Origin of the sequence: Flagellimonas sp. (assembly GCF_965601775.1) — a bacterium.
In the GTDB taxonomy this organism is placed as follows: domain Bacteria; phylum Bacteroidota; class Bacteroidia; order Flavobacteriales; family Flavobacteriaceae; genus Flagellimonas.
Genome location: NZ_OZ271837.1, coordinates 96,416 through 119,315, shown reverse-complemented (window position 1 = coordinate 119,315; position 22,900 = coordinate 96,416). Strand labels below are relative to the sequence as shown.

At 41.1% G+C, this 22,900-nt stretch carries 18 protein-coding genes; 6 read left to right on the top strand and 12 right to left on the bottom strand.

Annotated elements, in window-relative coordinates; all coding sequences use genetic code 11:
* Positions 1–36 precede the first annotated feature (36 nt).
* The 9 genes from ACSLUF_RS00570 to ACSLUF_RS00530 all read right to left on the bottom strand — a co-directional run bounded on the left by ACSLUF_RS00570 (position 37) and on the right by ACSLUF_RS00530 (position 13,712).
* Positions 37–1,110, bottom strand: a complete 1,074-nt coding sequence (locus ACSLUF_RS00570) for a PA0069 family radical SAM protein (RefSeq protein ID WP_435624189.1) — start codon at positions 1,108–1,110, stop codon at positions 37–39.
* Between the two features lie 47 nt (positions 1,111–1,157).
* On the bottom strand, positions 1,158–1,640 hold the full coding sequence (locus ACSLUF_RS00565; RefSeq protein WP_435624188.1) for an META domain-containing protein: 483 nt from the start codon (positions 1,638–1,640) through the stop codon (positions 1,158–1,160).
* A 28-nt stretch (positions 1,641–1,668) separates the two neighbouring features.
* On the bottom strand, positions 1,669–3,222 hold the full coding sequence (locus ACSLUF_RS00560; protein WP_435624187.1) for a hypothetical protein: 1,554 nt from the start codon (positions 3,220–3,222) through the stop codon (positions 1,669–1,671).
* 24 nt (positions 3,223–3,246) lie between these two features.
* Positions 3,247–4,029: an enoyl-CoA hydratase/isomerase family protein gene (locus tag ACSLUF_RS00555; RefSeq protein WP_435624186.1), complete on the bottom strand. Its 783-nt coding sequence runs from the start codon at positions 4,027–4,029 to the stop codon at positions 3,247–3,249.
* Between the two features lie 13 nt (positions 4,030–4,042).
* Positions 4,043–5,461, bottom strand: coding sequence for an ATP-binding protein (locus ACSLUF_RS00550; protein WP_435625855.1), 1,419 nt, complete (start codon positions 5,459–5,461; stop codon positions 4,043–4,045).
* Positions 5,462–5,563: 102 nt separating this feature from the next.
* Positions 5,564–6,139: a CopD family protein gene (locus ACSLUF_RS00545; RefSeq protein ID WP_435624185.1), complete on the bottom strand. Its 576-nt coding sequence runs from the start codon at positions 6,137–6,139 to the stop codon at positions 5,564–5,566.
* A gap of 49 nt (positions 6,140–6,188) precedes the next feature.
* A complete protein-coding gene (locus tag ACSLUF_RS00540) occupies positions 6,189–9,305 on the bottom strand; it encodes a VPS10 domain-containing protein (protein WP_435624184.1) in 3,117 nt (1,038 codons plus the stop codon).
* A gap of 8 nt (positions 9,306–9,313) precedes the next feature.
* Complete coding sequence (locus ACSLUF_RS00535) at positions 9,314–12,451, bottom strand: WD40/YVTN/BNR-like repeat-containing protein (protein WP_435624183.1); 3,138 nt, start codon at positions 12,449–12,451, stop codon at positions 9,314–9,316.
* Positions 12,452–12,596: 145 nt separating this feature from the next.
* Entirely contained in the window at positions 12,597–13,712 is a 1,116-nt protein-coding gene (locus tag ACSLUF_RS00530) for a DUF2891 domain-containing protein (RefSeq protein WP_435624182.1), read from the bottom strand.
* 107 nt (positions 13,713–13,819) lie between these two features.
* Between ACSLUF_RS00530 and ACSLUF_RS00525 the strand changes: the two genes are divergently transcribed.
* From ACSLUF_RS00525 to ACSLUF_RS00515, 3 genes are read left to right on the top strand one after another with little or no spacing between them, the layout of a single operon-like run.
* Positions 13,820–14,953, top strand: coding sequence for an SPFH domain-containing protein (locus tag ACSLUF_RS00525; protein ID WP_435624181.1), 1,134 nt, complete (start codon positions 13,820–13,822; stop codon positions 14,951–14,953).
* A gap of 26 nt (positions 14,954–14,979) precedes the next feature.
* The gene (locus ACSLUF_RS00520; RefSeq protein WP_435624180.1) at positions 14,980–16,071 is read left to right on the top strand and encodes a DNA helicase PriA; all 1,092 of its coding nucleotides are present in this window, start codon (positions 14,980–14,982) and stop codon (positions 16,069–16,071) included.
* A gap of 20 nt (positions 16,072–16,091) precedes the next feature.
* Positions 16,092–16,595 carry a hypothetical protein gene (locus tag ACSLUF_RS00515; protein ID WP_435624179.1) on the top strand — a complete coding sequence of 168 codons (504 nt, stop codon included), beginning with the start codon at positions 16,092–16,094 and terminating at the stop codon, positions 16,593–16,595.
* Here the strand turns inward: ACSLUF_RS00515 and ACSLUF_RS00510 are convergent.
* The gene (locus tag ACSLUF_RS00510; protein ID WP_435624178.1) at positions 16,592–17,695 is read right to left on the bottom strand and encodes a lactonase family protein; all 1,104 of its coding nucleotides are present in this window, start codon (positions 17,693–17,695) and stop codon (positions 16,592–16,594) included. The two genes, ACSLUF_RS00515 and ACSLUF_RS00510, sit on opposite strands and share 4 nt — an antisense overlap.
* Before the next feature lie 82 nt (positions 17,696–17,777).
* Between ACSLUF_RS00510 and ACSLUF_RS00505 the strand changes: the two genes are divergently transcribed.
* The 3 genes from ACSLUF_RS00505 (at position 17,778) to ACSLUF_RS00495 (ending at position 20,470) form a co-directional block, all read left to right on the top strand.
* Complete coding sequence (locus ACSLUF_RS00505; protein WP_435624177.1) at positions 17,778–18,791, top strand: helix-turn-helix domain-containing protein; 1,014 nt, start codon at positions 17,778–17,780, stop codon at positions 18,789–18,791.
* Positions 18,792–18,869: 78 nt separating this feature from the next.
* Positions 18,870–20,048, top strand: coding sequence for a PQQ-dependent sugar dehydrogenase (locus ACSLUF_RS00500; protein WP_435624176.1), 1,179 nt, complete (start codon positions 18,870–18,872; stop codon positions 20,046–20,048).
* Complete coding sequence (locus ACSLUF_RS00495) at positions 20,045–20,470, top strand: nuclear transport factor 2 family protein (RefSeq protein ID WP_435624175.1); 426 nt, start codon at positions 20,045–20,047, stop codon at positions 20,468–20,470. Before ACSLUF_RS00500 ends, ACSLUF_RS00495 begins: the two co-directional genes overlap by 4 nt.
* Positions 20,471–20,479: 9 nt before the next feature.
* On the opposite strand, the gene ACSLUF_RS00490 is transcribed toward ACSLUF_RS00495, so the two are convergent.
* Together ACSLUF_RS00490 and hemH are read right to left on the bottom strand one after the other, a co-directional pair.
* On the bottom strand, positions 20,480–21,862 hold the full coding sequence (locus ACSLUF_RS00490; protein WP_435624174.1) for an MATE family efflux transporter: 1,383 nt from the start codon (positions 21,860–21,862) through the stop codon (positions 20,480–20,482).
* Positions 21,863–22,894 carry a ferrochelatase gene (gene hemH / locus ACSLUF_RS00485; RefSeq protein WP_435624173.1) on the bottom strand — a complete coding sequence of 344 codons (1,032 nt, stop codon included), beginning with the start codon at positions 22,892–22,894 and terminating at the stop codon, positions 21,863–21,865. It abuts the gene before it with no gap.
* Between the last annotated feature and the right edge of the window lie 6 nt (positions 22,895–22,900).

Below are 22,900 nucleotides of genomic sequence, written 5' to 3'. Positions count from 1 at the left end.
ACGATACTTCGGAAGGAGGGCGCTCGAAGTGACGGCTTAAAATAACTTCATCTGACCATCTTTATATTCCGAGTGTAAATCCTTACGCAAAGCAGGGAACTGTTTCCCTTGAAAATATTTCTGCTTCGCTAGTCGGGCCATATCATGAATCTGTTTCGCCACATGGCCCTCACCTCTATTTCTTAGTCCAAAGCGGCTATCATTGATACTTCCAGAATGACATTGTTGAATCAAGTGCAAAACTTTATCCGCCCTATCCGGCATTGCCTTTTTAATCCAATCAGTAAAAATTTGCCCAATGGCTCCATTTAAACGCACGACCGTAAAAGCAAAAGAAACTGCCCCATGCTCCGATACAGTCTTTGCGAGTTTTAAAAGTTCATGACTGTTAATCCCTGGAATCATAGGAGCCAACATGGCATTTACTGGGATATTGTTTTCTGATAAGGTTTGTATGGTCTTCAATCTTTTCTGAATCGAGGCTGTTCTCGGTTCCAGTTTTCTTCGTGTTTTCTCGGACAACGATGTGACCGAAATATTGACTCCAACCAATTGATGGGTGGTCAATTCCTTTAGAATGTCCAAATCGCGAAGAATCAAAGCATTCTTTGTGATGATACCTACTGGATGTCTAAATTTCAAAAACACCTCTAGACACTTCCTGGTAATTTCAAACTTCCGCTCCGCTGGTTGGTAGCAGTCCGTGTTACCAGACATGACAATGGTTTCAGCCTTCCAGCGCTTACTTTTCAGTTTGGCCTCCAATAATTCTGGGGCCAACTTCTTCACTAAAATTTTCCGCTCAAAATCCAGCCCTGGGCTATATCCCCAGTACTCATGAGCATTCCGGGCATAGCAATAAATACATCCATGCTCGCATCCTTGATACGGGTTCATGGAATACATCATCCCAACGTCGGGACTATCCACTTTGTTGACAATGGTTTTGGGAAAAACAGGAATATATTCGGTTTTGTTACTTTCCGCAATTTCGCCTTCCAGACGACAGAATTCCAGAAAGTCCTCCCGCATTTCATACACATGCTGGAGGAACCTATTGGGTGTGTTTTTTTGGGCACCACGACCTTTTTGTAGGTTTGTTTTAGTCAATTTATTGGATTTATTCCAAATTTATGGAATTTATCCAATATTTAGTTTTACATCTTTTCTAAAGTCAAAAACTTAAAGCCATCATACACCAAGTTAAAAGAGCTTTCACTTATGCGCACTATTTCGAATTCCGAAGCATTTTGGTTTTGGTTATTACTATCGAACATGGCTTGGTAAAAAGCTTGACCAAAAAAGGTATCCAGTGCTTCAGTAGTCACCAGTTCATTGATTAAAAGTGTATCGCTATTGGTTGTGAATCTTCCACCAAAAGAATTAATTGAGGTACTCCCTGAAAATTCTCCATTTTGCACGAACGTTATAGAGATTACCTCATCGTCTCCAGGACCAATTACGGGACCTGTTGGGCTTGAATTGCTTATGGCTACGATACTCCATTGACCCATAAGCATGTTTGTACCGGAAGACGAATCGTCATCGTTGCATCCCATGAATAAAAGGAAAACAACTAGAACATAAGTGGATGTAAATGGATTGTTTGTCATGATAAGGTCGTTTCCTAAAGGATACATGACCTTGTCAAATGTTGCGTCTCATTTGTTATAGGAAAGAAACTTTAACGAGTTGTTTTTTCGTTCCTCGCTTGGCGTAGAATAGCATATTGCTATTGTCGATATTTTTTAGTGGTTTAGAAACCATAAGAGGTAAGCGGGCTTCTTTATCATCAATGATTTTTTCGTAGTCCATTTTTCCTGTTTCATCCAAAGAGATAAGAAAGACATTCCGATTTCTGCTTAGGCCTTGCTTAAAAATCAAGCGTTCGTTGTTGATTAATTGGGGGTTTTCTGCAGCAGTGCAAATAAAGAAATAGGTTTTTCCATCCTTGATATAGGAACTGTACGATGCATAGGCCCCATCGCCCTGAGTAACCTCAGCCTTGTTGATGTTTCGTATCCAAATTGAATTTCCATCCGCATCTAGCTTAGCACTTACGATATCGTTATGGTGAAAACGCTCAATTTTCACACGTTGTCCGGCGCCTGTAGATTGCAAACTATTGGTCACAAAATATTCCTCGGCATTAAAGAAAATTTCATTTTCAGGACTTACCTCAACGCTTTTGAATACCAAGTTCTTTATCACCTTGTCATCTTCCCTACCAAACTTGTCTTCCATAAACTGCTGGGAAAATGGATTGTATTTTTTGGATTTGATATCCAAAGAGATTGGATTTAGCTCAAAAAAAGCCACACCATTGTATCTGTTATCTTTTCTATCCGCATAGAATCCAGTACAGACCAGTCTGTCTTTGGTTGCAATAGGATAAAGTGCTTCAGAATATTTCCCTGGATCATCAAAAGACTGGATTTGACTTCCATTTTTGGAAACTTTGATAAGTTCGTATTGAAACCTTCTTTCTTCAACCCTAAAACGCTTCTTTTTAAAGTATGCCTTACCAACTATATAAGCTGTTTCCAAGTCTGGGGAAATAGCAACATTTTCAAAGGCATAGTTTTTCTCCTCCACACCATACGAAAAGTCATGCTCAAAGCGCTCGTTCAAGTTCGTATCATACAAGTGAATAATATGCCTGTTAGACTTTCCTTTTTTATGATGCGTGCTAATTACAAACCCCGTTTTCTCTTTGTTAAAAAGAATTGCTGTAGTGAATCCTTTGGAAAAATTCCGATTATAATAGTTTTTCCCTACAGGATTGCTTACCTGTTCAGAGGAAAGGGACAATAATCTCCTTTTGGTAAAGTCAAATTCTTTTATAGGGCTCTGATGCACCCAATATTCGTATTGCCCGCGTTCTATATTGTAGTCCAAAAATAATAGGTTCAATTTCCCATCTTTCAGGAACCCATCTACAAAATTCTTGCCTCTCAACTTATAGTTGAACTCATCCACCAACTCCAAATTGCTGTTGTAATGTTCAATGAAATATCCTTTGGGTTTAAGAATCAACCCTTGGAAATAGGCCCGTACCAGAATATATCCACCAGCACCGTCATCATCAATAGTTAGTAAATTGGAGTACCGATATCGATCACCGAATTTTTCTCCAAAATCATAAGAAACGGGCATCTTCTGGGCTGAAACCCAAAATCCCAAAACGAAAAGAAGTATAAAAAGCGTATTTTTTTTCATCATAGACCGGTTTGGTTGAACCAACGGCTATGACCCAGGAAAATCGGCTTTGCGTTTTTCTAAAAAGGCTGAAGTGCCTTCCTTAAAATCATCTGTACCGAAACAGGTTCCAAACGCATCGATTTCTACGGCATAACCGTCTACATCATAGCTATAACCCGCATTTACGGCATTTATTGCGTGTTTTATCGCCACAGAGGAATTATTCGATATCTTGCTTGCTATCTTTAAGCATAATGGCAACAGTTCCTCCTGTGGAACCGCATAATTTACCAGTCCGCATTCCAATGCTTTGGTAGCGTCCATCATTCCAGCGGTCATAATCAATTCCATCGCCCTGCCTTTGCCAATAAGTTGTGGTAATCGCTGCGTTCCACCATACCCCGGTATTACTCCTAAAGAAACTTCCGGCAGTCCCATTTTGGCATTTGTACTGGCCACCCTAAAATGACAGGACATAGCCAACTCGAGTCCACCGCCCAAAGCAAAGCCGTTTACCGCCGCTATTACGGGAGTGGATAGATTTTCAACAAAGTCGAATAGCAATTCCTGTCCCTTAGCAGCTAATTCCCCTCCTTGTTCCACGGTAAAATCCGCAAATTCAGAAATATCCGCACCGGCAACAAAGGCCTTCTCTCCACTACCTGTGATGATAATGACCTTGGTATCCTTGTCTTCATCCAGTTCTTTGAATGCCTCATGTAATTCAGCAATGGTCTGCTTATTGAGCGCATTTAGTTTTTTAGGGCGATTTATGGTGATTGTCGCTATTTGTTTTTCTTCTTCGATATAAATGTTCTCGTAATTCATTTGGGTTGTTGTTTCAAGAGTTTTTTGATGCTTTTGGAAATTTAACCGAAAATACCGTTCCCTTTCCTACTTGTGAGGTAAAATCGATAGTTCCATTATAATTTTCTACAATGTTCTTTACCATGCCCAAACCTAGGCCCATACCGCTGGTTTTGGTGGTGAATTTGGGTTCAAATATTTTTTCTTTTACCTCGTCTGCTATGCCAATGCCGTTGTCCGCTACGGATATTTTAACCCTTTCTCCTTCCGAGGCTACCGTAACCAATATTCTTGGAGATTCTACATCGTTCATAGCCTGAATTGCATTTTTTACCAGGTTAGTGACTACCCGAATCAATTGGGTTCGGTCCAACTTGGCCACAATTTCTTCCTCATCCGAAATGAAATGGATGTACTCCTCATTAAAAATATCCAAGGCCAACTTTACAATGTTGACCACATTCAAGGTTTCATTTTGTTGCGCTGGCATTTTGGCAAAGTTGGAGAAGGCCGAAGCAATGTTGCTCATGGTGTCAATTTGTTGAATCATGGAATCTGAAAACTCCTTGACTTTTACCTGAGCATCCTTTCCTTTGGGGTCAAATTTGCGCAAAAAACTCTGTACCGATAGTCTCATCGGGGTCAGGGGATTCTTAATTTCATGGGCCACCTGTTTGGCCATTTCCCGCCACGCCTGTTCACGTTCACTGCGGGCCAATTTTGCCGCACTTTCTTCCAATTCATCAATCTTGCTATTGTAAGAATCGACCAACTTTTTTATTTCTTCACTAGAATCCTCTATATATATTTTCTCGTTTCTCCTGGTCAAATCGGTCTGATTCATCTTATCCGCAATGGTCTGCAGCGACCTAGTGATGTATTTGGAAATAAAATAGGCCAAAACAATCGCCGACAAAAGCATAATCACATAAACCCCAGCTAAACGGAAAAGAAACTCCCGCAACTCCATATTGCTAAACGAATTGTCTTCGAAATATGGAAGGTTCATAATGCCAATTGGTTTAAACCTATTGTCCGTGATATAGGAATACGAAGCTTTGAATTTGCCGCCAACCGCAATTTTCTCCTCAACGTAGCGTCTATCACTACTAACCAATAAATTGTTCAGTATTTCGGCATCCAGACAATTGGAAATCGAGTCGGCTTCAAAACTGGGTCTTGAACTTTTTATCAAAGTCCCCTCCAAATCGTAGATGTTGAAATTTACGTTTTGCACATCGGCAATTTTGTAAATCTCATCCATAAAAATATATTGCAAATTTTCCGAAGTAGGCGGATATGTGGTTTCCCGAAGGGTATAAGAAATACTTTGAAGAATTTGCTCCTCCTTGCGTTGAAGCCGCTGTTCATGGTAGTCCCTACTTTGTTCCCTGTATTGATACACTGTCACTCCTGCTATAAGCACAGAGGCAATAAGCACCAATAAAATCATGGTGACGAAGATGCGGGAACGTAAGGATAGTTTTCTAAACAACCAAGCTTGATTTGAAGTAAAATTAAGCAATAATCACACCAAAAAGGAGCGGTATCCTAATCAAGCTTCGGGATTCTCTTCCCGTATGCGTTTGTAGATTCGAATTCCCAGCATAAGAAGTACAGCCAACACAAAAATACCTACTACGCCATATATCCAATTAAACGCATTTTTTAAAATCACCAAAAAAACCACAGCAAAGAGAATTAAGGTCGCAACCTCGTTCCAAATGCGCATAAAACGAGAGGTGTATTTTACCTCATCCCTTTGCAATTGTTTAAAGATCTGGTGACACTTCCCATGATACACAAATAGCAGAAGTACAAAGCCCAACTTTACGTGCATCCATCCTTGTTCAAGCCATCCTGGCATTAAATACAATAACCAAATCGCGAATACAGTACACAAAACCGCAGACGGCCAAGTAATAATATACCATAGCCTTTTGGTCATCAACTTGAGTTGATTGGCAAGAATTTCTTTTTCGGGTGACGGTTTGGCCAAAGCCTCAATATGGTAAATAAACAAGCGTGGGATATAAAAAAGCCCAGCAAACCAAGTAACCACAAAAATGAGATGCAGTGCTTTTATGTAGTTGTAATATTCCACTTTTAGGTAAAAGGAGTTAGTGGGCAAAGGTAAAAAGTTGATAGGTAAGACCCTTTACCCCTAACCCAAAAACTTCTCAAATTTGTATCGCTCCAATTCCGGCTTCCCATAATTTTTTATTGATAGCAGGAATCTTTGCATTTTCAAACGCTTTTCCACGTTGTTTTAGCCCTTCCCATTGTTTATCCAACTCTTTTCTACGATCAATGGAAGATTGATTTATGCGTGGGATGGAACTGTCGGATGCGTTAATAAGAAACATATACTCCGCCGTGAACTTATTCGGAAAATTCTCCACATCATCATATGCTTTTGATTTTCTTTGGACCATTTCCTTATCCCAGCTATCCAATTCCTCCATTAGTGCATTGCCTTCTTTCTTTAACGACTCATCCTTAACTTTTTTAAGCACCTCCTTCAACTGATTCTTGGCGTTAAAAAGTGAGTTGACCATATTGTGCATTTCCGTCAAATTAGCCTCCGTTTCGGTCATAAAGGCATCAAATGCCTCATACTGGTTCGCTGAAATATTGTAGGTCGGAATCTCTTTTATTTCCCCATTTGTTTCAAGGACTTCATCGCCCACCTTTAGTTTGATGTTATATGTACCAGGGATAGCCCGATGTCCCCTATAATTGGCTTCGATGTAGGTGTCCTTTACTCCAGGCATTATGGCATGCCCCATATTCCATACAAAACGATTAAGTCCTTCCTTTTTGTTCAAAGCGGGTGAAGGAGGTGGTCCTCCATCGTATCTTTTATAGGACTCATCTTTTTTGGATGAAAATGAATTAATGCGCTTTCCTTTGGAATCATAAATTTCCATGCTGATTTCTGTAGAGTCCAATTTGGGCAACTCATAATACAGTACCATTCCGTTAGCTGGATTTACCCCTGTAAAAGGTTGACTTCCTTTAAACTTAGGAGAATTCCCATTCAAGGCACTGGACCATGATCCGTTATAGGCAGGTTCTGGTTGGTATAGTTTAGCTGCTTTTTGAGGTTGACTGTATCCCTTCAGCAGTCCCAAGTCATCCAAAATCCAGAAGGAACGACCCGATGTGGCAACGATTAAATCTCCTTGGTGCACCATTAAGTCCAAGATTGGTGTTTTGGGTAAATTCAATTGAAAAGATTCCCAGCTCTGACCCCCATTCCAAGAAATGTACATTCCTTTTTCAGTGCCTGCATATAATAAATTCTTTCTGTCCTTATCCTCTCGAACCACTCTAGTAAAAGACCCTTTTGGAATTCCTGAACTAATGTTTGTCCAACTCTTTCCGTAATTCGTCGATTTATAAATCGCAGGTGTATAGTCGTTGAATTTATACCTCGTGGTTGCGATGTATACAGTAGCAGGATCATGAGGGGAAACCTCAACTGCATTCACCAAGCACTCCTGCAGTCCTTTTGGAGTAATGTTTTCCCAACTTTCTCCTCCATTTTTGGTGATATGCACCAAGCCATCGTCACTACCTGTGTAGAAAACTCCTTTTTCATGGGGTGATTCAATCATGTATGCGATGGTTCCATAATTTTCTGCACCAACAGCTTCATTGGTATACGGTCTGCCTCCATTTCCTTGTTTTTCATCCTGATTTCTGGTCAGATCGGGAGAAATCTCCTCCCAGGTTACCCCATTGTCCCGAGTCCGAAGCACCAGCTGTGCGCAATGATAAAAGGTTCCCGGTTCATGTTGAGACCAAAGTATTGGGGCATTCCAATTATAGAGGTACTTCATGTCCCTGGCGGCGCGTCCCAAATACTGGATAGGTGATGCCATAACTTTGGTAGAAGCTTTGGTTTGGGTATCCAATAAATTAATGGTCCCCAAATAACTTCCGCCCATCACATATCTGGGATTATCTGGGTCAAATGCTAAAAATGCACTTTCACCACCAGCAGAATAGGTCCAGTCCTCTCGACTGATATTTCTTCTTCCCAAGGAGAGACTTGCAATTTTTACAGACGTATTATCCTGTTGCCCCCCATAAATGTTATACGGAAAAAGATTATCAGCGTTAATTCGATAGAATTGGGCTGTAGGCATTATGTTTTGTGTAGACCAGCTTTTGGCAAAGTTGAAACTAATGGCAGCACCGCCATCATTGGCGATTACCATGTTGTTTGAATTGTCTGGATTAATCCATAGGTCGTGATAATCCCCGTGGGTTCCTGAAAGCCTTTCCCAGGTCTTTCCACTATCAATGGAACGCAAGGCTGGGGCGCTCAATACATATACTACATTTTCATTGTTTGGGTCTGTAAACACTTCAGTATAGTACCAAGCTCGTTGCGTCAAGCGATTGTCTCCACTAACCATACTCCAGCTATTGCCCGCATTGTTAGACACGAAAAGTCCACCTTTATCTTCGTTGGAATCGCTTTCCACAAGGGCATATACTTTGTTGGAATTCGCCGGACTTACCGATATCGCCATCTTCCCTTTTTCTTTGGGAAGTCCCTTTTCAATCTTCTTCCATGTTTCTCCACCATCAACAGACTTGTACACCCCACTGCCTTCACCACCACTGATAACGACTTCAGGCTTACGCTGATGTTCCCACATGGTTGCATAGAGAATATCAGGGAAATTGGCATCCATAGAAAGTTCGGAGCAGCCCGTTAAATTGTTTACAAAGAGTACATTTTTCCATGTTTTCCCTCCGTCCGTGGTTTTAAAAATGCCACGCTCTTTATTCGGACCATATAACGCACCTTGAGCAGCTACATATACGATATCTGGATTGGTAGGATGAATTACAATTCTTGCAATATGCTGCGTTTCTTTTAATCCGATATGTTGCCAGGTTTTTCCAGCATCAATGGATTTATAAACTCCATCTCCATAGGATGTCATCACTCCTCTGGGAGCATGCTCTCCCATTCCCACATAAACAATATTGGTACTGGATTGAGATACAGCAACGGCTCCAACCGAACCCATTTCAAAGAAACCATCGGAAATATTGTTCCAATGTTGACCTGCATCGGTAGTTTTCCAAACACCGCCTCCTGTAATGCCCATATAATAGGTCATTGGGTCTCCAATAACCCCAGTGGCACAAACAGAACGTCCACCCCTAAAGGGGCCGATGTTTCTATATTTAACAGGTTTGAAATATTCTTCAGCGGTTTGCGCAAAAGAAGTAGCCCCAAGAAATAGGGCTACCCATAAAATTGTATGTTTCATAGTGTTGGTTATTCTTCAATACTTAAATATTCTAAACCTAACTTATTGAACTCTTCATTAAATCCTTTCATCTCTTCATCTACCAACTTGTCAAAAGCGCTTAACTGTGCATTGATTTTTGTGGTCATTTCGTTCTTTACAGCAATATCTTGTGCAGTCGGAGGGAAATCATCTATGCTCACCAGACGATTTAGGTGACCTAGTTTATTGGTCAATCGAATAGGGAAATTCAATGGGTCCTGATTGCTTCGGTTTTTGGTTTGATACAATGCCTTTTCAACTTCGCCAAATCCTTCTTTCATTTTTTTGGCCTTCTCCACTAAATCCTTTGTGGTTGAATTATCCTTGTACTGCTTTACGAATGCGTCCAGTTTTTCATTGATTTTTCTAATCTTCTTGATGGACTTATGCGCATTATCGATAGTCGTATTCACATCAGTTATAAAATCAAACTGTGTTTGCATATCTGCCACTGAAACTTCTGCACGCGGGTCTGGCAAAATTTTGAAGGATTGCTTCTCCGCATTTCCATTCACATTTAGGGAGACTTGATAATCTCCTGGAACCGCTTTGGCTCCATTCAAGCTGGCAGCCCACAGAATCATACCTTTCAATAGCTCTGCGCCTTTACCTCTTGTATCCCAAACGTGCATATTTCCTCCTTTTTTAACCTTTAGTTTTTTCTTTTTGTCTTTAGCATGTGTACTGAAATTGGCTAAAGTATCTCCGCTCCTGCTTAGATAAGTCAATTGGATCGTATCCTTTTCAGAATAATTCTTCAAGTAGAAATGACTCACCACTCCATTTGGGTGGTTTTGTCCTTCAGTTAAACTAGGTTCCTTAGCTGCTCTACCTTTTGTTCTGTAGGAATCCTTTGGCGCAAAAAGTTTGGTGTTTGCTGATTTTGCTGAAGCATCCAATTGATGCAATACGGTTAAGTCATCGATTATCCAAACTGAACGTCCTTGGGTTGCCACTACCAAGTTATTTTCCTTAATGGTCAAGTCGGTAATGGGAACTATAGGCAAATTCAACTGGAACTTTTCCCAACTTTGGCCATCATTGAATGAAATATACATCCCCGTCTCCGTACCTGCATACAGCAAGCCTTTTCTTTTGGGGTCTTCTCGAACCACTCTGGTAAAGTGTTCATTTTCGATACCATTGGTAATTTTGCTCCAGGTTTTTCCGTAGTCCGTGGTCTTGTACAGATACGGTTGAAAATCTCCCAACTTGTACCTAGTTCCTGCAACATAGCAGGTTCCTTCATCAAAATTTGAAGGCTCTATGCTATTTATCATCATCCACTCCGGCATTCCTGTTGGGGTAATGTTTTCCCAATTCTGACCGCCATCCTGGGTGATATGAATCAGTCCGTCATCACTTCCAACCCACATCAAGCCTTCTTTCAAAGGACTTTCATTGGCCGCGAATATGGTACAATAATACTCCACTCCGGTATTGTCTTGCGTAATTGGCCCTCCACTAGAAACCAGTTTAGTTGGGTCGTTTCGTGTTAGGTCCCCGCTCAACAAATCCCAACTTTGTCCTTCATTGGTACTCATGTGCACATGATTGGAAAAGGTGTACAGTTTTTTGGGGTCATGTTTACTGAAAATGATTGGGAAATTCCATTGGAAACGATACTTCATGCCCTCAGCGCCATAACCCATAGGATTATCTGGCCAGACATTAATGCCTCGAACCGTTTTGTTTTCATGGTTTACCCTTGTCAAGAAACCTCCGTAACTACCTCCGTATACAATGTCATTATTGGTTGGGTCCACCGCGATATGGGCACTTTCACCTCCAGCAGTAGGTTCCCAGTCATCTTCTCCTATGCTTCCATCGTTGGAACGATGGTTGATTCGAACCGTACTGTTATCCTGTTGGGCGACATAAATTCGATATGGGAAAGCGTTATCGGTAGTCACCCGATAAAATTGGGCCGTAGGTTGGTTGTAATACGTGCTCCAGGTTTCACCGGCATCGTAACTCACTTGAGCGCCTCCATCGTCCCCGATAATCATGCGCTTCGAATTCTCTGGAGCAATCCATAAATCATGGTGGTCTCCGTGAGGAGCATTAAAGGTCTTGAAAGTCTTTCCTCCATCGGTACTCTTATGATAACGAACATTCAACACATAGACCACATCTTCATCTTCTGTATCTGCATATACCCGGGTGTAGTACCAAGCTCGCTGGCGCAACTTTCTTTCACTATTTACTTGTGTCCATTTCTTTCCACCATCATCTGAGCGATAAAGGCCTCCTTTTTCTTTGTTCTCTACGATTGCAAAAACCCGTTCTGAATTCACAGGAGAGACCGAAACACCAATAATTCCAAGCGTGTCTTTTGGAAAACCTTCGTTTTTGGAGATTTCCGTCCAAGTTTCTCCACTATCCGTACTTTTCCATAGTGCTGAGCCATCCCCTCCACTACTTAAAGAATAGGGTGTACGCTGTGCTCTCCAAGTAGAAGCGTATAAAATTCGAGGGTTGTTGGGGTCAAAAGTTAAATCGACCGCACCGGATTGGTCATTTACATACAAAACCTGTCTCCAAGTTTTTCCACCATCAGTACTTTTATAGACTCCTCTTTCTTTGGTGGGTTTGTAAATGTTTCCGAGTACGGCTGCATAAACCGTATTGTAATCAGTAGGGTGTACCCGAAGTCTAGGAACATGTCGGCTTTTTTCCAGTCCTGCTTTTTGCCACGTTTTTCCGGCGTCTTCTGTTTTCCAGACACCGTAGCCGCTTGACACATTTCCGCGAAGGGTTTTTTCTCCACCGCCGACATAGATGACATTAGGGTCGCTTTGTGCCACTTCAACAGCACCTATACTTCCTCCAAAATAGCCATCGGAAATGTTTTTCCAGCTGCGTCCACCATCCAAGGTTTTCCATACACCGCCTCCTGTAGCACCAAAGTAAAAAAGATTGGGTTCGCCGGGCACTCCTGTAACAGCTGCCGAGCGACCTCCTCTAAAAGGACCAACCAAACGATACTCCAGACTTGAGTACAATTCCGAAGGATATTGTGGTTGGGTAGTTGCTGATTTTCTACGTCTTTGGGCGTCTATGGTCCAAGGCAAAATTAGGAATGCCAGTACAATCATACCGGCTTGGATTAGGCGAGTTTTCATTTTCGTTTCAGTGTTGAATTAGTCGGTACTAAATGTAGGGAAAAATCCATATTTCTCTTAGAATGCGAATGGAAAATCCGTATCAAAATCTCCAAGAATTTGAGGTGTCAGTGCACTTTCAAAAAATTTCAATGTGAAAAGATGATTAACGCTCACCTAAGGCATAAATAGCAAAGGAACCTAACCAATGACCGCCTTCATAATCATCTCCGACCAGATTAGGAAATGAATAGGCAAAATGTTTATTCGCCAAGGGTAGTACATGGCCAAACTCTTCGGGATATTGTTTTGCCAAGCCGTATAAAACCCATGCTCTGCTAAAATTCAATCCATCCAAATGAACCAATTGACCATCCTCTCTGTCGCCAACTATGGCTTCTGGCAAACTAAAATCCATTTCCTTTAAGGTTGGCATAAAGCTATCGACCCACGTCATAAAGTCCTCTTTGCCTAAAATTCTTCTCATCAAGTCCAGCTCCTCAAAGCAGGGCGATAAGAAATCAGCCCCGCTTGGTTCCCAAGCCAGTGGACATCCTAAATCCTTTTGATAAAATGTCAAAGCTCGGGCACGAATTGCCTCCTTCAATTCTTGATGCTCTAAGCTTTCCGCATAATCCCAAGCAAATGCAAGTCCGAATGCTGTATTGGTATGGGTACCAACTCGAACTGGATATTGTAATTTGGGTAAGTAATCCACAAACTTTTGAGCAATTAGCTGAGTTAGAGGCTCAAGGTTTTCTTCCAACTCTCTTGCCATGGGGTCATCAAAATGATGAAGTTCTTCGGCCAATTTTAGAAGCCAGCCCCAACCATAAGTACGTTCATAATTTCTATTATGCTTGTTATCAAAATAAGCAACTTCAATAGCGATATTTTCCTTGGACAAATGCTCTAAAAGAATATCTCTTATCAGCGCCGCATCCTTTAAATCAGGAAATGTTTTGAGCAATCGCACCATGGACCAATGTCCATGCACCGCCGAATGCCAATCAAAACAACCATAAAAAGCAGGGTGGAGTGTTTTGGGGGTCCCCAAATCCTCTTCACTTCCCAAAACATGACCCAATTTGTTGGGGTATTCCTTTGTTACACACCCAATAGGTAGGGTGGCTAAGGTATTGGCCTGATTTAAAGTCAATTCAATAATTTCAATTTGGTCCTCCTCAATTTTTGCCTCTTTGGCAGTATCAATTTTTTCGGGTTTACAGGAATAAAACGCCAACAACAGAATGGCGAGAAAAGGGTGGAACAAGTTCTTCATTGAATTGTTTTTAGCGAAATGTAACAAGTTGTTTCAATTTTACACAAATTTAGAAAAGGCTATATACTTTTTTACTAGCTTTAGTCAAAACTCGAAAACACATCACCATGGATATTTTTGGAAAAATCAAAGAGAAACTCAGCAACGAGTTTATCGATATTGTTGAATGGCTCGACTACACGGATGATACCATTGCACATCGATTTGAGCGGTATCAAAATGAAATCAAAAATGGGGCAAAACTCATCGTGCGTGAAGGACAAACAGCAGTGTTTGTAAATGAAGGCCAATTAGCGGATGTTTTTGAGCCCGGAACCTATGACCTTACCACACAAAATTTGCCCATCTTGGCTACACTCAAGGGATGGAAGTATGGTTTCAATTCTCCTTTTAAGGCGGAAGTTTACTTTGTAAATACCCATTTGTTCACTGATGAAAAATGGGGCACAAAAAGTCCAATTACCTTAAGCGATGAGCGATTTGGACTAGTTGAGATTCGAGCATTTGGAACCTATGCTTTTCGAATTTCCGATGCCGGAAAGTTCATAGTGGATATTGTTGGGACCGATAGCAACTTTACCAATTATGAAATCAATGAGCATCTGAAAAGTTTGATTGCCACGCGATTTACAGATACTGTTGGTGAAGCCAATTTACCTATTGAATTGTATGCAGCAAACACTTCTGAGCTTTCAGATACCTGTAGGGAAGTGATGGCACCTGAGTTTGAAAGTGTGGGTATCTCTTTAGAGAAGTTCTATATTGAAAACGTGTCCATGCCGGAAGATTTGAAAAAAGAAATCTTTGAGTATAGCCGTATTGATAAATTGGATTTAGATAAGTTAACCAAATTCAAAACTGCCAAGGCCATTGAAGCAGCCGCCAAAAACGAAGGTGGAACGGCCGGTGCGGGAATGGGTATGGGAATGGGATTTGTACTTGCCCAACAATTGGGCGGTATGATGAATCCGCAAATGGGAGGGCAACCACAAATGCAGCAAGCACAGGCGGCCGTTCCTCCTCCAATGCCTGTTCAAGTGCAATATTTTTATGCTGTTAATGGCACCCAACAGGGGCCAGTTTCCTTTGATCAACTTAAGGCATTATTTGCCAATAGAACCATCAATCGGGAAAGCTTGGTTTGGAAGCAGGGAATGGCAAATTGGTCTGCCCTACAGGAAGTGGAAGAACTGAAATCCTTTTTGGGAGGAAGCACACCCCCACCATTACCCAATAGCTAGACAGACCTAATTGTTTTCACATTTCCTTGGAAGAGTCCATTCAAAAAACAGAGCTAAAAAAGTCTTGCGTCAATTGCGGTGCAGAATTAAAGTATAAACCGGGAACCACTAATATTAGCTGTGAATACTGTGGTCATCAGGAAACCATTTCGGTAGACCCAAACGGATTCATGGAACTGGAGCTCTACCCCTATCTGAATGAAATGGGGGCGCAGCACCATAGTGAGGAAATCAGTATGCTGCATTGTAAAAATTGCGGCGCCAATCAGCATGTTGAAGAAAACTATAAATCACTTCACTGCGTCTACTGCAGTATGCCCCTGGTTTTGGAAGACCAATACAAGGAGGAATGGATTTTGCCTGGAGCAGTGCTTCCTTTCCAGATAGACCAACAAAAATCCCATCAAATTTTCAAACGTTGGGTGCAACGCCTTTGGTTTGCTCCCAACAATCTTAAAAAAGCAGCATTGGACCCAAAGTTTACCAAAGGCCTGTACTTACCTTATTGGACTTTTGATGCACAGCTCAGTGCTACATACAGCGGTCAGCGAGGAGAATATTATTATGAGACCAGAAGAGTTCGAAATGCGCAAGGAAAGATGGTAAACCAAAGAGTTAGGAAGACTAGGTGGTATCCTGCATCAGGTCAGGTTTCTGGTTTTGTCGATGATACCTTGGTTGAAGCGTCCAAACAACGAAAAGGACGTGTTCCTTCAAAAATTGCAAGATGGAATCTAAAACTTCTACAACCCTTCAATAGTAGTTTTCTTCGTGGTTTTGTCACAGAAAAATATACCATCCCATTAAAGCAAGGCCATTTGGCTGCCAAGGGTGAAGCCAAACAAATAGCCAAAAGATGGTGCAGGCAGGATATTGGAGGAGATACCCAGCGTATTAACCATATGGATATGCAGCTAAGCAAGGAAACTTTCAAGCATATTCTACTCCCGGTTTATGTAAGTTCCTATCGCTTCAATGGTAAAGAGTACAACTTTTTTGTAAATGGTGAAAATGGAACTATTTCAGGAACAAGACCCTACAGTTTTTGGAAGATTTTCTTTGCCGTTCTATTTGTACTTATTTTGATTGGGCTTTTTGTACTTTTTGCGAAAAGTTGACTATTTCAAAATATATTACCATGAAAAAATTGCTCTTTTACTTTGCCATTACCCTTCTATTTTCTTGTTCAGGGAATCAATCACAACAAAACAAATGGCGTATTGTTTTAAAAACAGACAAGGATGGAACAGTGCTGAAGGGCTCAAAATTGGAACTTATCAACGCTATTAGAAATGGGCAAGACCTCAAAATCGGATGGGGAGGAAAACGGGAGGACTTATCCATTGAACATCTATCCACACCCATTTGGTTGGCCATTTTGAGTGAAAAAGAAGTCATGGCCCATTTAGACCCACAAGTGCTTTCTGCAATTGATTGGGATAGTCTTAATGCGAATTATGAAGATGCTTCGCTTCTGCAAAAAGAATGGCGGGTAGTGCTCACAACCAAAGGAGATTTTGATGCCGTGTGGTACGATAAAAAAGCGGACACCCTTATTAGACGATGGCCCCAAAAACACATTATGACGTGGTTCGCTAATGGCTCTCAAGAAGAGGCTGTCCCCTTATTCAGTAAGTACTAGTTTTCTAAAAATAGCAGGCATACTGGATTGGGGAAATCCATAGCACTTACAAATTCCAAAGTTCCCTTTTCCTCATCCCTTTTGAATACTGAGATATTGCTACTGCGTTCATTCGCAACAAGTAAAAATTGCCCACTAGGGTCAAGAGTAAAGTTTCGAGGCCAATCCCCACGAACGGGTTCACGTCCAACTAGATTAATTTTTCCCGTGTTTTTGTCAACCGAAAAAACAACTATCGTATTCTCTCCTCTATTGGACCCATATAGAAAATGTCCGTCTGGGGATAAATGAATATCAGCACAGGACTTGCCCCCATCCCAATCGGGAGCTAATGTATTTTCGGTTTGAACAGGATTGTAGCTTCCTTCATCGTCCCGTTTGAAAACCGTAATTGTAGCATTCAACTCATTAATGACATACAAAAAAGAACGGTCTACGTTGAACACAAAATGTCTCGGTCCAGCACCTTCCGGAAGGTCTATGGATGATTGATGGGCAGCTTCCCAAATACTGTCCTTTTTAAAATATCTTTTAATTCCATCCAACCCCAAATCTGAAGCAAACAAACCATCATCATTAAAATGGGCCTTGTGCACATGTGGAGCTTTGGTAGTATCCAAAACTTTGTGGTCAATACGTTGGCTTTTGCCCAAACTTCCATCCGTTTCCACATCGAACACAGCAAGATTACCCCCGGTATAATTCGATACTGCTATTTGTCCACCTTCTGAAAAAGTTACATGACATGGATGAGCTCCGCCAGTACCTTTACTGTTGAGCTCTTTCAAAATGCCATCTTCCAGAGAAAAGGAAGTTACTCCTCCCCCTAAACTATCAAAATCAGCTGTTTCCTGTACTGCATAGAGATATTGCTTGTCAGAAGAGAAAGTTAAAAAGGAAGGGTTGGGTAGTACGGCCATTAACTGAGTGCTATCCAAACTTCCGGAATTGGAGTTGAAATCCAATTTGTAGATTCCTTCACTTTGGCCGTTTGTATACGTGCCCACAAATAAAGAATAGGTTTCTTCCATTTGCTTTTTCTCTGTACATCCTAATGCAATCAACAAAAAAATGCTAAAACTCCAATGTAAATATTTCATCTGTTGAAGGTGTTTTGCTAAAAGTAACAACTAAAAATGACTTTCAAATCGTGCTTTAAGGCCTTCTTTCTATTTTTGAAATATGAACAAGGATACCCTCATATTGGTTCTAAGCTGCCTGGGAATTGCACAAGCCCTGTTCCTTGTTGTTTATCTGTTAACACTAAAAAAAAGAAATAGAAAAGCCAATTTATTTCTGGCTCTTACTATTCTTGGACTAACCATCAGAATTGGAAAGTCAGTGCTCAATGTGTATCTGGACTTGGAATCCTGGCAACGGAACTTAGGGCTCTCAGGTATTTTACTAACCGGACCAGCCTTATTGTTTTACGGAAGAGCTTTGCTTCTATCCAAAAAAGAGTTTTTGCCAAAAGATGCCTTTCATTTTTTGCCTTTCATCTTGTTTGCTGCATTGGCTATTGTTATTCCAAACGATGGGAACCCAATATCTTATGTGATTTACATTCTGGTTTTTTCCCATTTGGCATTTTATACTTTGCTTTCCTTTGGCCTGCTTATCAGAAACAAAACTGAAATCAGGAAACCACTGGGCAATTGGTATCGAAATCTGGTTATAGGTACCGCTTTTATATGGGTGTTTTACATGGGCAATCTGGCAGGTTTGTTTTCATTCTATATCGGTGGGGCTCTATTTTTTTCCCTGCTGATTTATGTCTTTTCCTTCCTTTTTCTTCAAAAACATGCTTTTCAACTGGGAAAGTATACTTCTTCAACCTTGGATAAGTCCACATCCAAGGAATTAATGCAGACCCTAAAAAAGCTCTTTTTTGAAGAAGAAATTTATCTCGACAGTTCCCTCTCACTTGAAAGTGTATCCAAACGCTTGAATGTGTCTCCGCGAAAATTATCACAAGCTATCAATGAAAATGAAGAAAAGAATTTTTCCGACTTTGTGGTCAGCCATCGAATTGAAAAGGCAAAAGTTTTGTTGGTAGACCCTAAGTATCGAAGGGAAAAAATAATTGCGATAGCCTATGATTGCGGCTTTGGAAATGTCACTTCATTTAATCTCGCATTTAAAGCGAAAACCAAGTATACCCCAACCCAATTTAGAAATGAATTTGGGACAGCATAGCGATTTTTCGTTTTAAGAATCATGTTTTTTAAAGGGTAACTAGTCAGCTTTTATGTCATTTGAGGAAACTTTCCAACGATGAACAAATTGATTCTTCCCTTTATTCTGCTATGTATTGGCTGTTCTGAAAGTCATAAAAAAACAATCGCCGAAGAATACCTCCCCCTCTCCCCAACTAAAGAAGCTGTGCTGGATAGCTTAAATCATCCTTGGAGCATCGCTTTTATATCCAAAAATGAAGCACTGGTATCTGAAAAGGATGGTAACCTTTTGAAGGTGAACCTCACCACAAAAGAAAAACAGATCATAAGGGGTTTTCCCAAGGACTTCACAGATAGTATCCGTGCCATCCATTTTGGAGATAATTCCGGAATTTTTGAAGTTTTAATTGACCCATATTTCAAAAAAAATCAATGGGTATATGTTTCCTATGCGGCCAAAAAGGATTTTGGAACCACCACCAAAGTAATCCGAGCCCAATTAAGAAATGATTCCCTGACCAATCATCAAACCTTGATTGAAGCAGCTCCGTATACCAGGGAATACTATCATTATGGGGGAGGAATGACCTTTGGGTCGGATGGAAAACTTTACATAACTATAGGTGAAAGGTTGTTTTGGGAACGGGATGAACCTCCCATTCCCATTGCTCAAGATGTGACAGACAAACGAGGAAAAATCTACAGAATCAACCCGGATGGTAGCATTCCAGATGATAACCCTGATTTTGGTTCGAACGCAGTTCCTGGATTGTACGCCATGGGAATTCGGGCCGCTCAAGGAATTACAGTTCAACCTGATACGAACACTATTTGGTTTAGTGAGCATGGCACCATTCAAGGCGATGAAATCAATATCTTAAGGCCGGGTGCCAATTATGGTTGGCCCAACGTGACTTCTGGCAAACTGAGAAGTTCAGATTACACACCACCTACATTGGAAGGTGTAGAATTCACCGCACCGGTTTGGTTTTGGCTACATACTGTAGCTCCCACTGGACTTACTTTTTATACCGGAACTGAATTTCCCCAATGGAAAAACAACTTAATTGTTCCAGGGCTTTCCAGAGGCAGTTTATGGCGATTTCATATTGAAAATGAAACAATAAAAAGTGCCGAAGAGCTTTTTTTAGATGATAGGGTTCGTATCAGAAAGGCCAGACAAAGTCCAGATGGCAAACTATACATACTTACCGATGAAGACAATGGAAAAATCATCGAAATCAAATCAACAAGCAATTTAAACTCTAAATCATGAAAATAACATTTTTGAATCTCCTCTTTTTAGTAGCAACCGTTTCACTATTCTCCCAATCCGAAGAGGAAAGCATACGTAAGACGCTTCGGAACTATTTGGATGGTTCTTCATACAGCAACCCGGAACAAATAGAATCTGCTTTCTATGAAGACGCGCCTTTGTTTTTGTCCAAAGAAGGACAAGAAATCTATCTGTTATCCCCAAAGGAGTATACCGAATTGTTTAAGAAGAGAGAGAAAGGGAAGTTCAATGGAAGAGAGGGAAAAATTTTGACCATTGACCAATCCAATGACATTGCTATGGCCAAGGCAGAAATTAAGATTCCCGCTCGAAACATGCATTTTATAGATATTTTCCTGCTGAAAAAATTGGAAGGTCAATGGAAGATTATCAGCAAAGCGGCCACTCTAATGGCTGAATAATTCCCGAAACTATCTAGAAATCAATCTTGCTTTGATTTCATTTCGAAGATATAGCCCGGTTACAGTTGTGGCTAAAACGTCCGCAATTGGAAAGGAAAGCCAAACACCAAGTTCCCCCAAAAAGTTAGGTAGTAAAAGAATTAAAGGAATAAAAAAGAAGCCTTGACGAGTTAGTGTCAGTAAAAGAGCAGGAATTGCTTTGCCAACAGCCTGAAAATAGGCGGCCCCAATCAATTGAAGGGCAATAATAGGCGTTGCCGCAAAGACCAAACGCATAGCGGTTGGAGCATGTTGCATAACAAATGCATTGGTACGTATTTCTTCCTCGAGCAAATCCGTTCTATTACTTAGAAAAAGGTCGGTAAAGAATTCAGGGAAAACCATGAGACCAACGAAAACTAGGGTGGCTACAAGTGCCGCATATTTTATCGCGGTATATATGGATTCTTTTACCCGGTCATATTGAGCGGCTCCATAATTGAAACCCGCAATGGGCAAAAAACCTTGAGTAACTCCAAAAACTGGAAATAAGGCAAACATGAGCATTCTGCCGATAATGGCGTAAACAGCGACCAGAGCTTCTCCGCCCAAACTGAAGAGGATATTGTTCAGTAACAAATAGATTACACTGGTCACCGCCTGTCTTGCCAAGGTAACAAAGCCCAATGACCCTATTTCCTTCAGTATGCTATTGTTCAATACAAAATGAGTCACCCCTATTTTTAGCTCGGAGTTCTTCGAAAGAAAAAAATACAGGATATATGAAAAGCACAGAAGATAGCCCGCTGTGGTAGCCCAAGCAGCTCCATGCATTCCCCAATCAAGTATATAGATAAAAATATAGTCCAAAAGCAAGTTGCCAACGGAGGGGATTATCATGGCGACCATCGCAAATTTGGGCTTGCCCTCTGCACGAATTACTGTGTTGCCCATCATACAAAGGGCAAGGAAAGGTACCCCATAAAGCACAATGGTATAGTATACTTTTGCAGGATCAAAGATGCTTCCTTTCCCACCGAATGCAGGAATCAAATCATTTATAAAATAGAGTCCAAGAACGACCATGGAAATCGTAACCAATAGGGTAAGGGTAATTTGATTTCCAAAGGTTCTAAGCGCTTTTTCTTTATCCCCAGAACCTAAAGCACGAGAAATGATACTGGAACCCCCAATACCGATTGCCATACCCAGAGCGGCGATAAAAAAGGAAACAGGAAGTACTACATTGATCGCTGCAATGGCAATGGAACCAATCCAATTGCCAACGAAAATGGAGTCTACCAAAACATTTAGGGACATGACCAAAATCCCAATCGAAGCTGGGACCGCCTGTTTTATAAGTAATCTGCCAATAGGCTCGGTTCCTAGTTGTTCTGATGAGACTTTTGCCATCTAAACAGGCAAAGTTTCCTTGGCTTCCCATTCATTGACCCACTGGGCCATCAAGGATACCCAAGCATCACTGTCGTTCAAGCAAGGTATGTGTATGTAATGTTCCCCTCCAGCTTCTTCAAACTGCTCTTTGCCTTCCATGGCAATTTCTTCCAAGGTTTCCAAGCAGTCGCTCACAAAGGCAGGAGTAATGACGGCAAGCCTTTTTTTACCTTCTTTGGCCAAACGTTCAAATTCAAAATCGGTATACGGCTTTAGCCATGGGTCACCTGCCAAACGGGATTGAAATGAAGAACTCACCTTGTCTTCTGGCAAATCCAAATATTCTTTCACCAACTCCGTGGTATCATAACATTGGTGTCTATAACAGGTATGGTGTGCTACTGAATTCACCTTGCAACAACTCCCATCTATCTTACAATGGAATTTCGTGGGGTCCGATTTTCGAATATGTCTTTCCGGTATACCATGGTAGGAAAACAGAATATGGTCGTATTCAAAATCCTTTAATCCCTCTGCAATACTTTCACTCAACACCTTAATGTAATCCTGATTTTTATAAAACGCTGGAAGGGTGGTTAAGTGCATTTCAGGAAAAAAAGCTTGCTGAACTTCCATCGTTTTTACCACTACAGTCTCATAGGAAGACATGGCGTAATGCGGATAAAGTGGAACCAATAATACTTCATCCACTCCTTTATCCTTTAATTCTTGCAATGCCTTTTTGATGCTCATGGAGCCGTAGCGCATACCCAAAGCTACTGGCATTTTGGTGTGTTGACGCACCTTTTCAGTAAAGCGTTCCGAGATTACAATAAGCGGGGAGCCTTCATCCCACCAAATCTTGGAATACGCTTCTGCAGACTTTTTTGGACGTGTTTGAAGAATTATGCCCCGCACCAATAAATTTCGAAGCAGTTTAGGAACATCAATAACCCGTTCGTCCATTAGAAATTCATCCAAATAGGGTTTAACATCCTTTGGTGTGGGACTGTCCGGTGACCCCAAATTGACCAATAATACACCTTTCATAGCAAG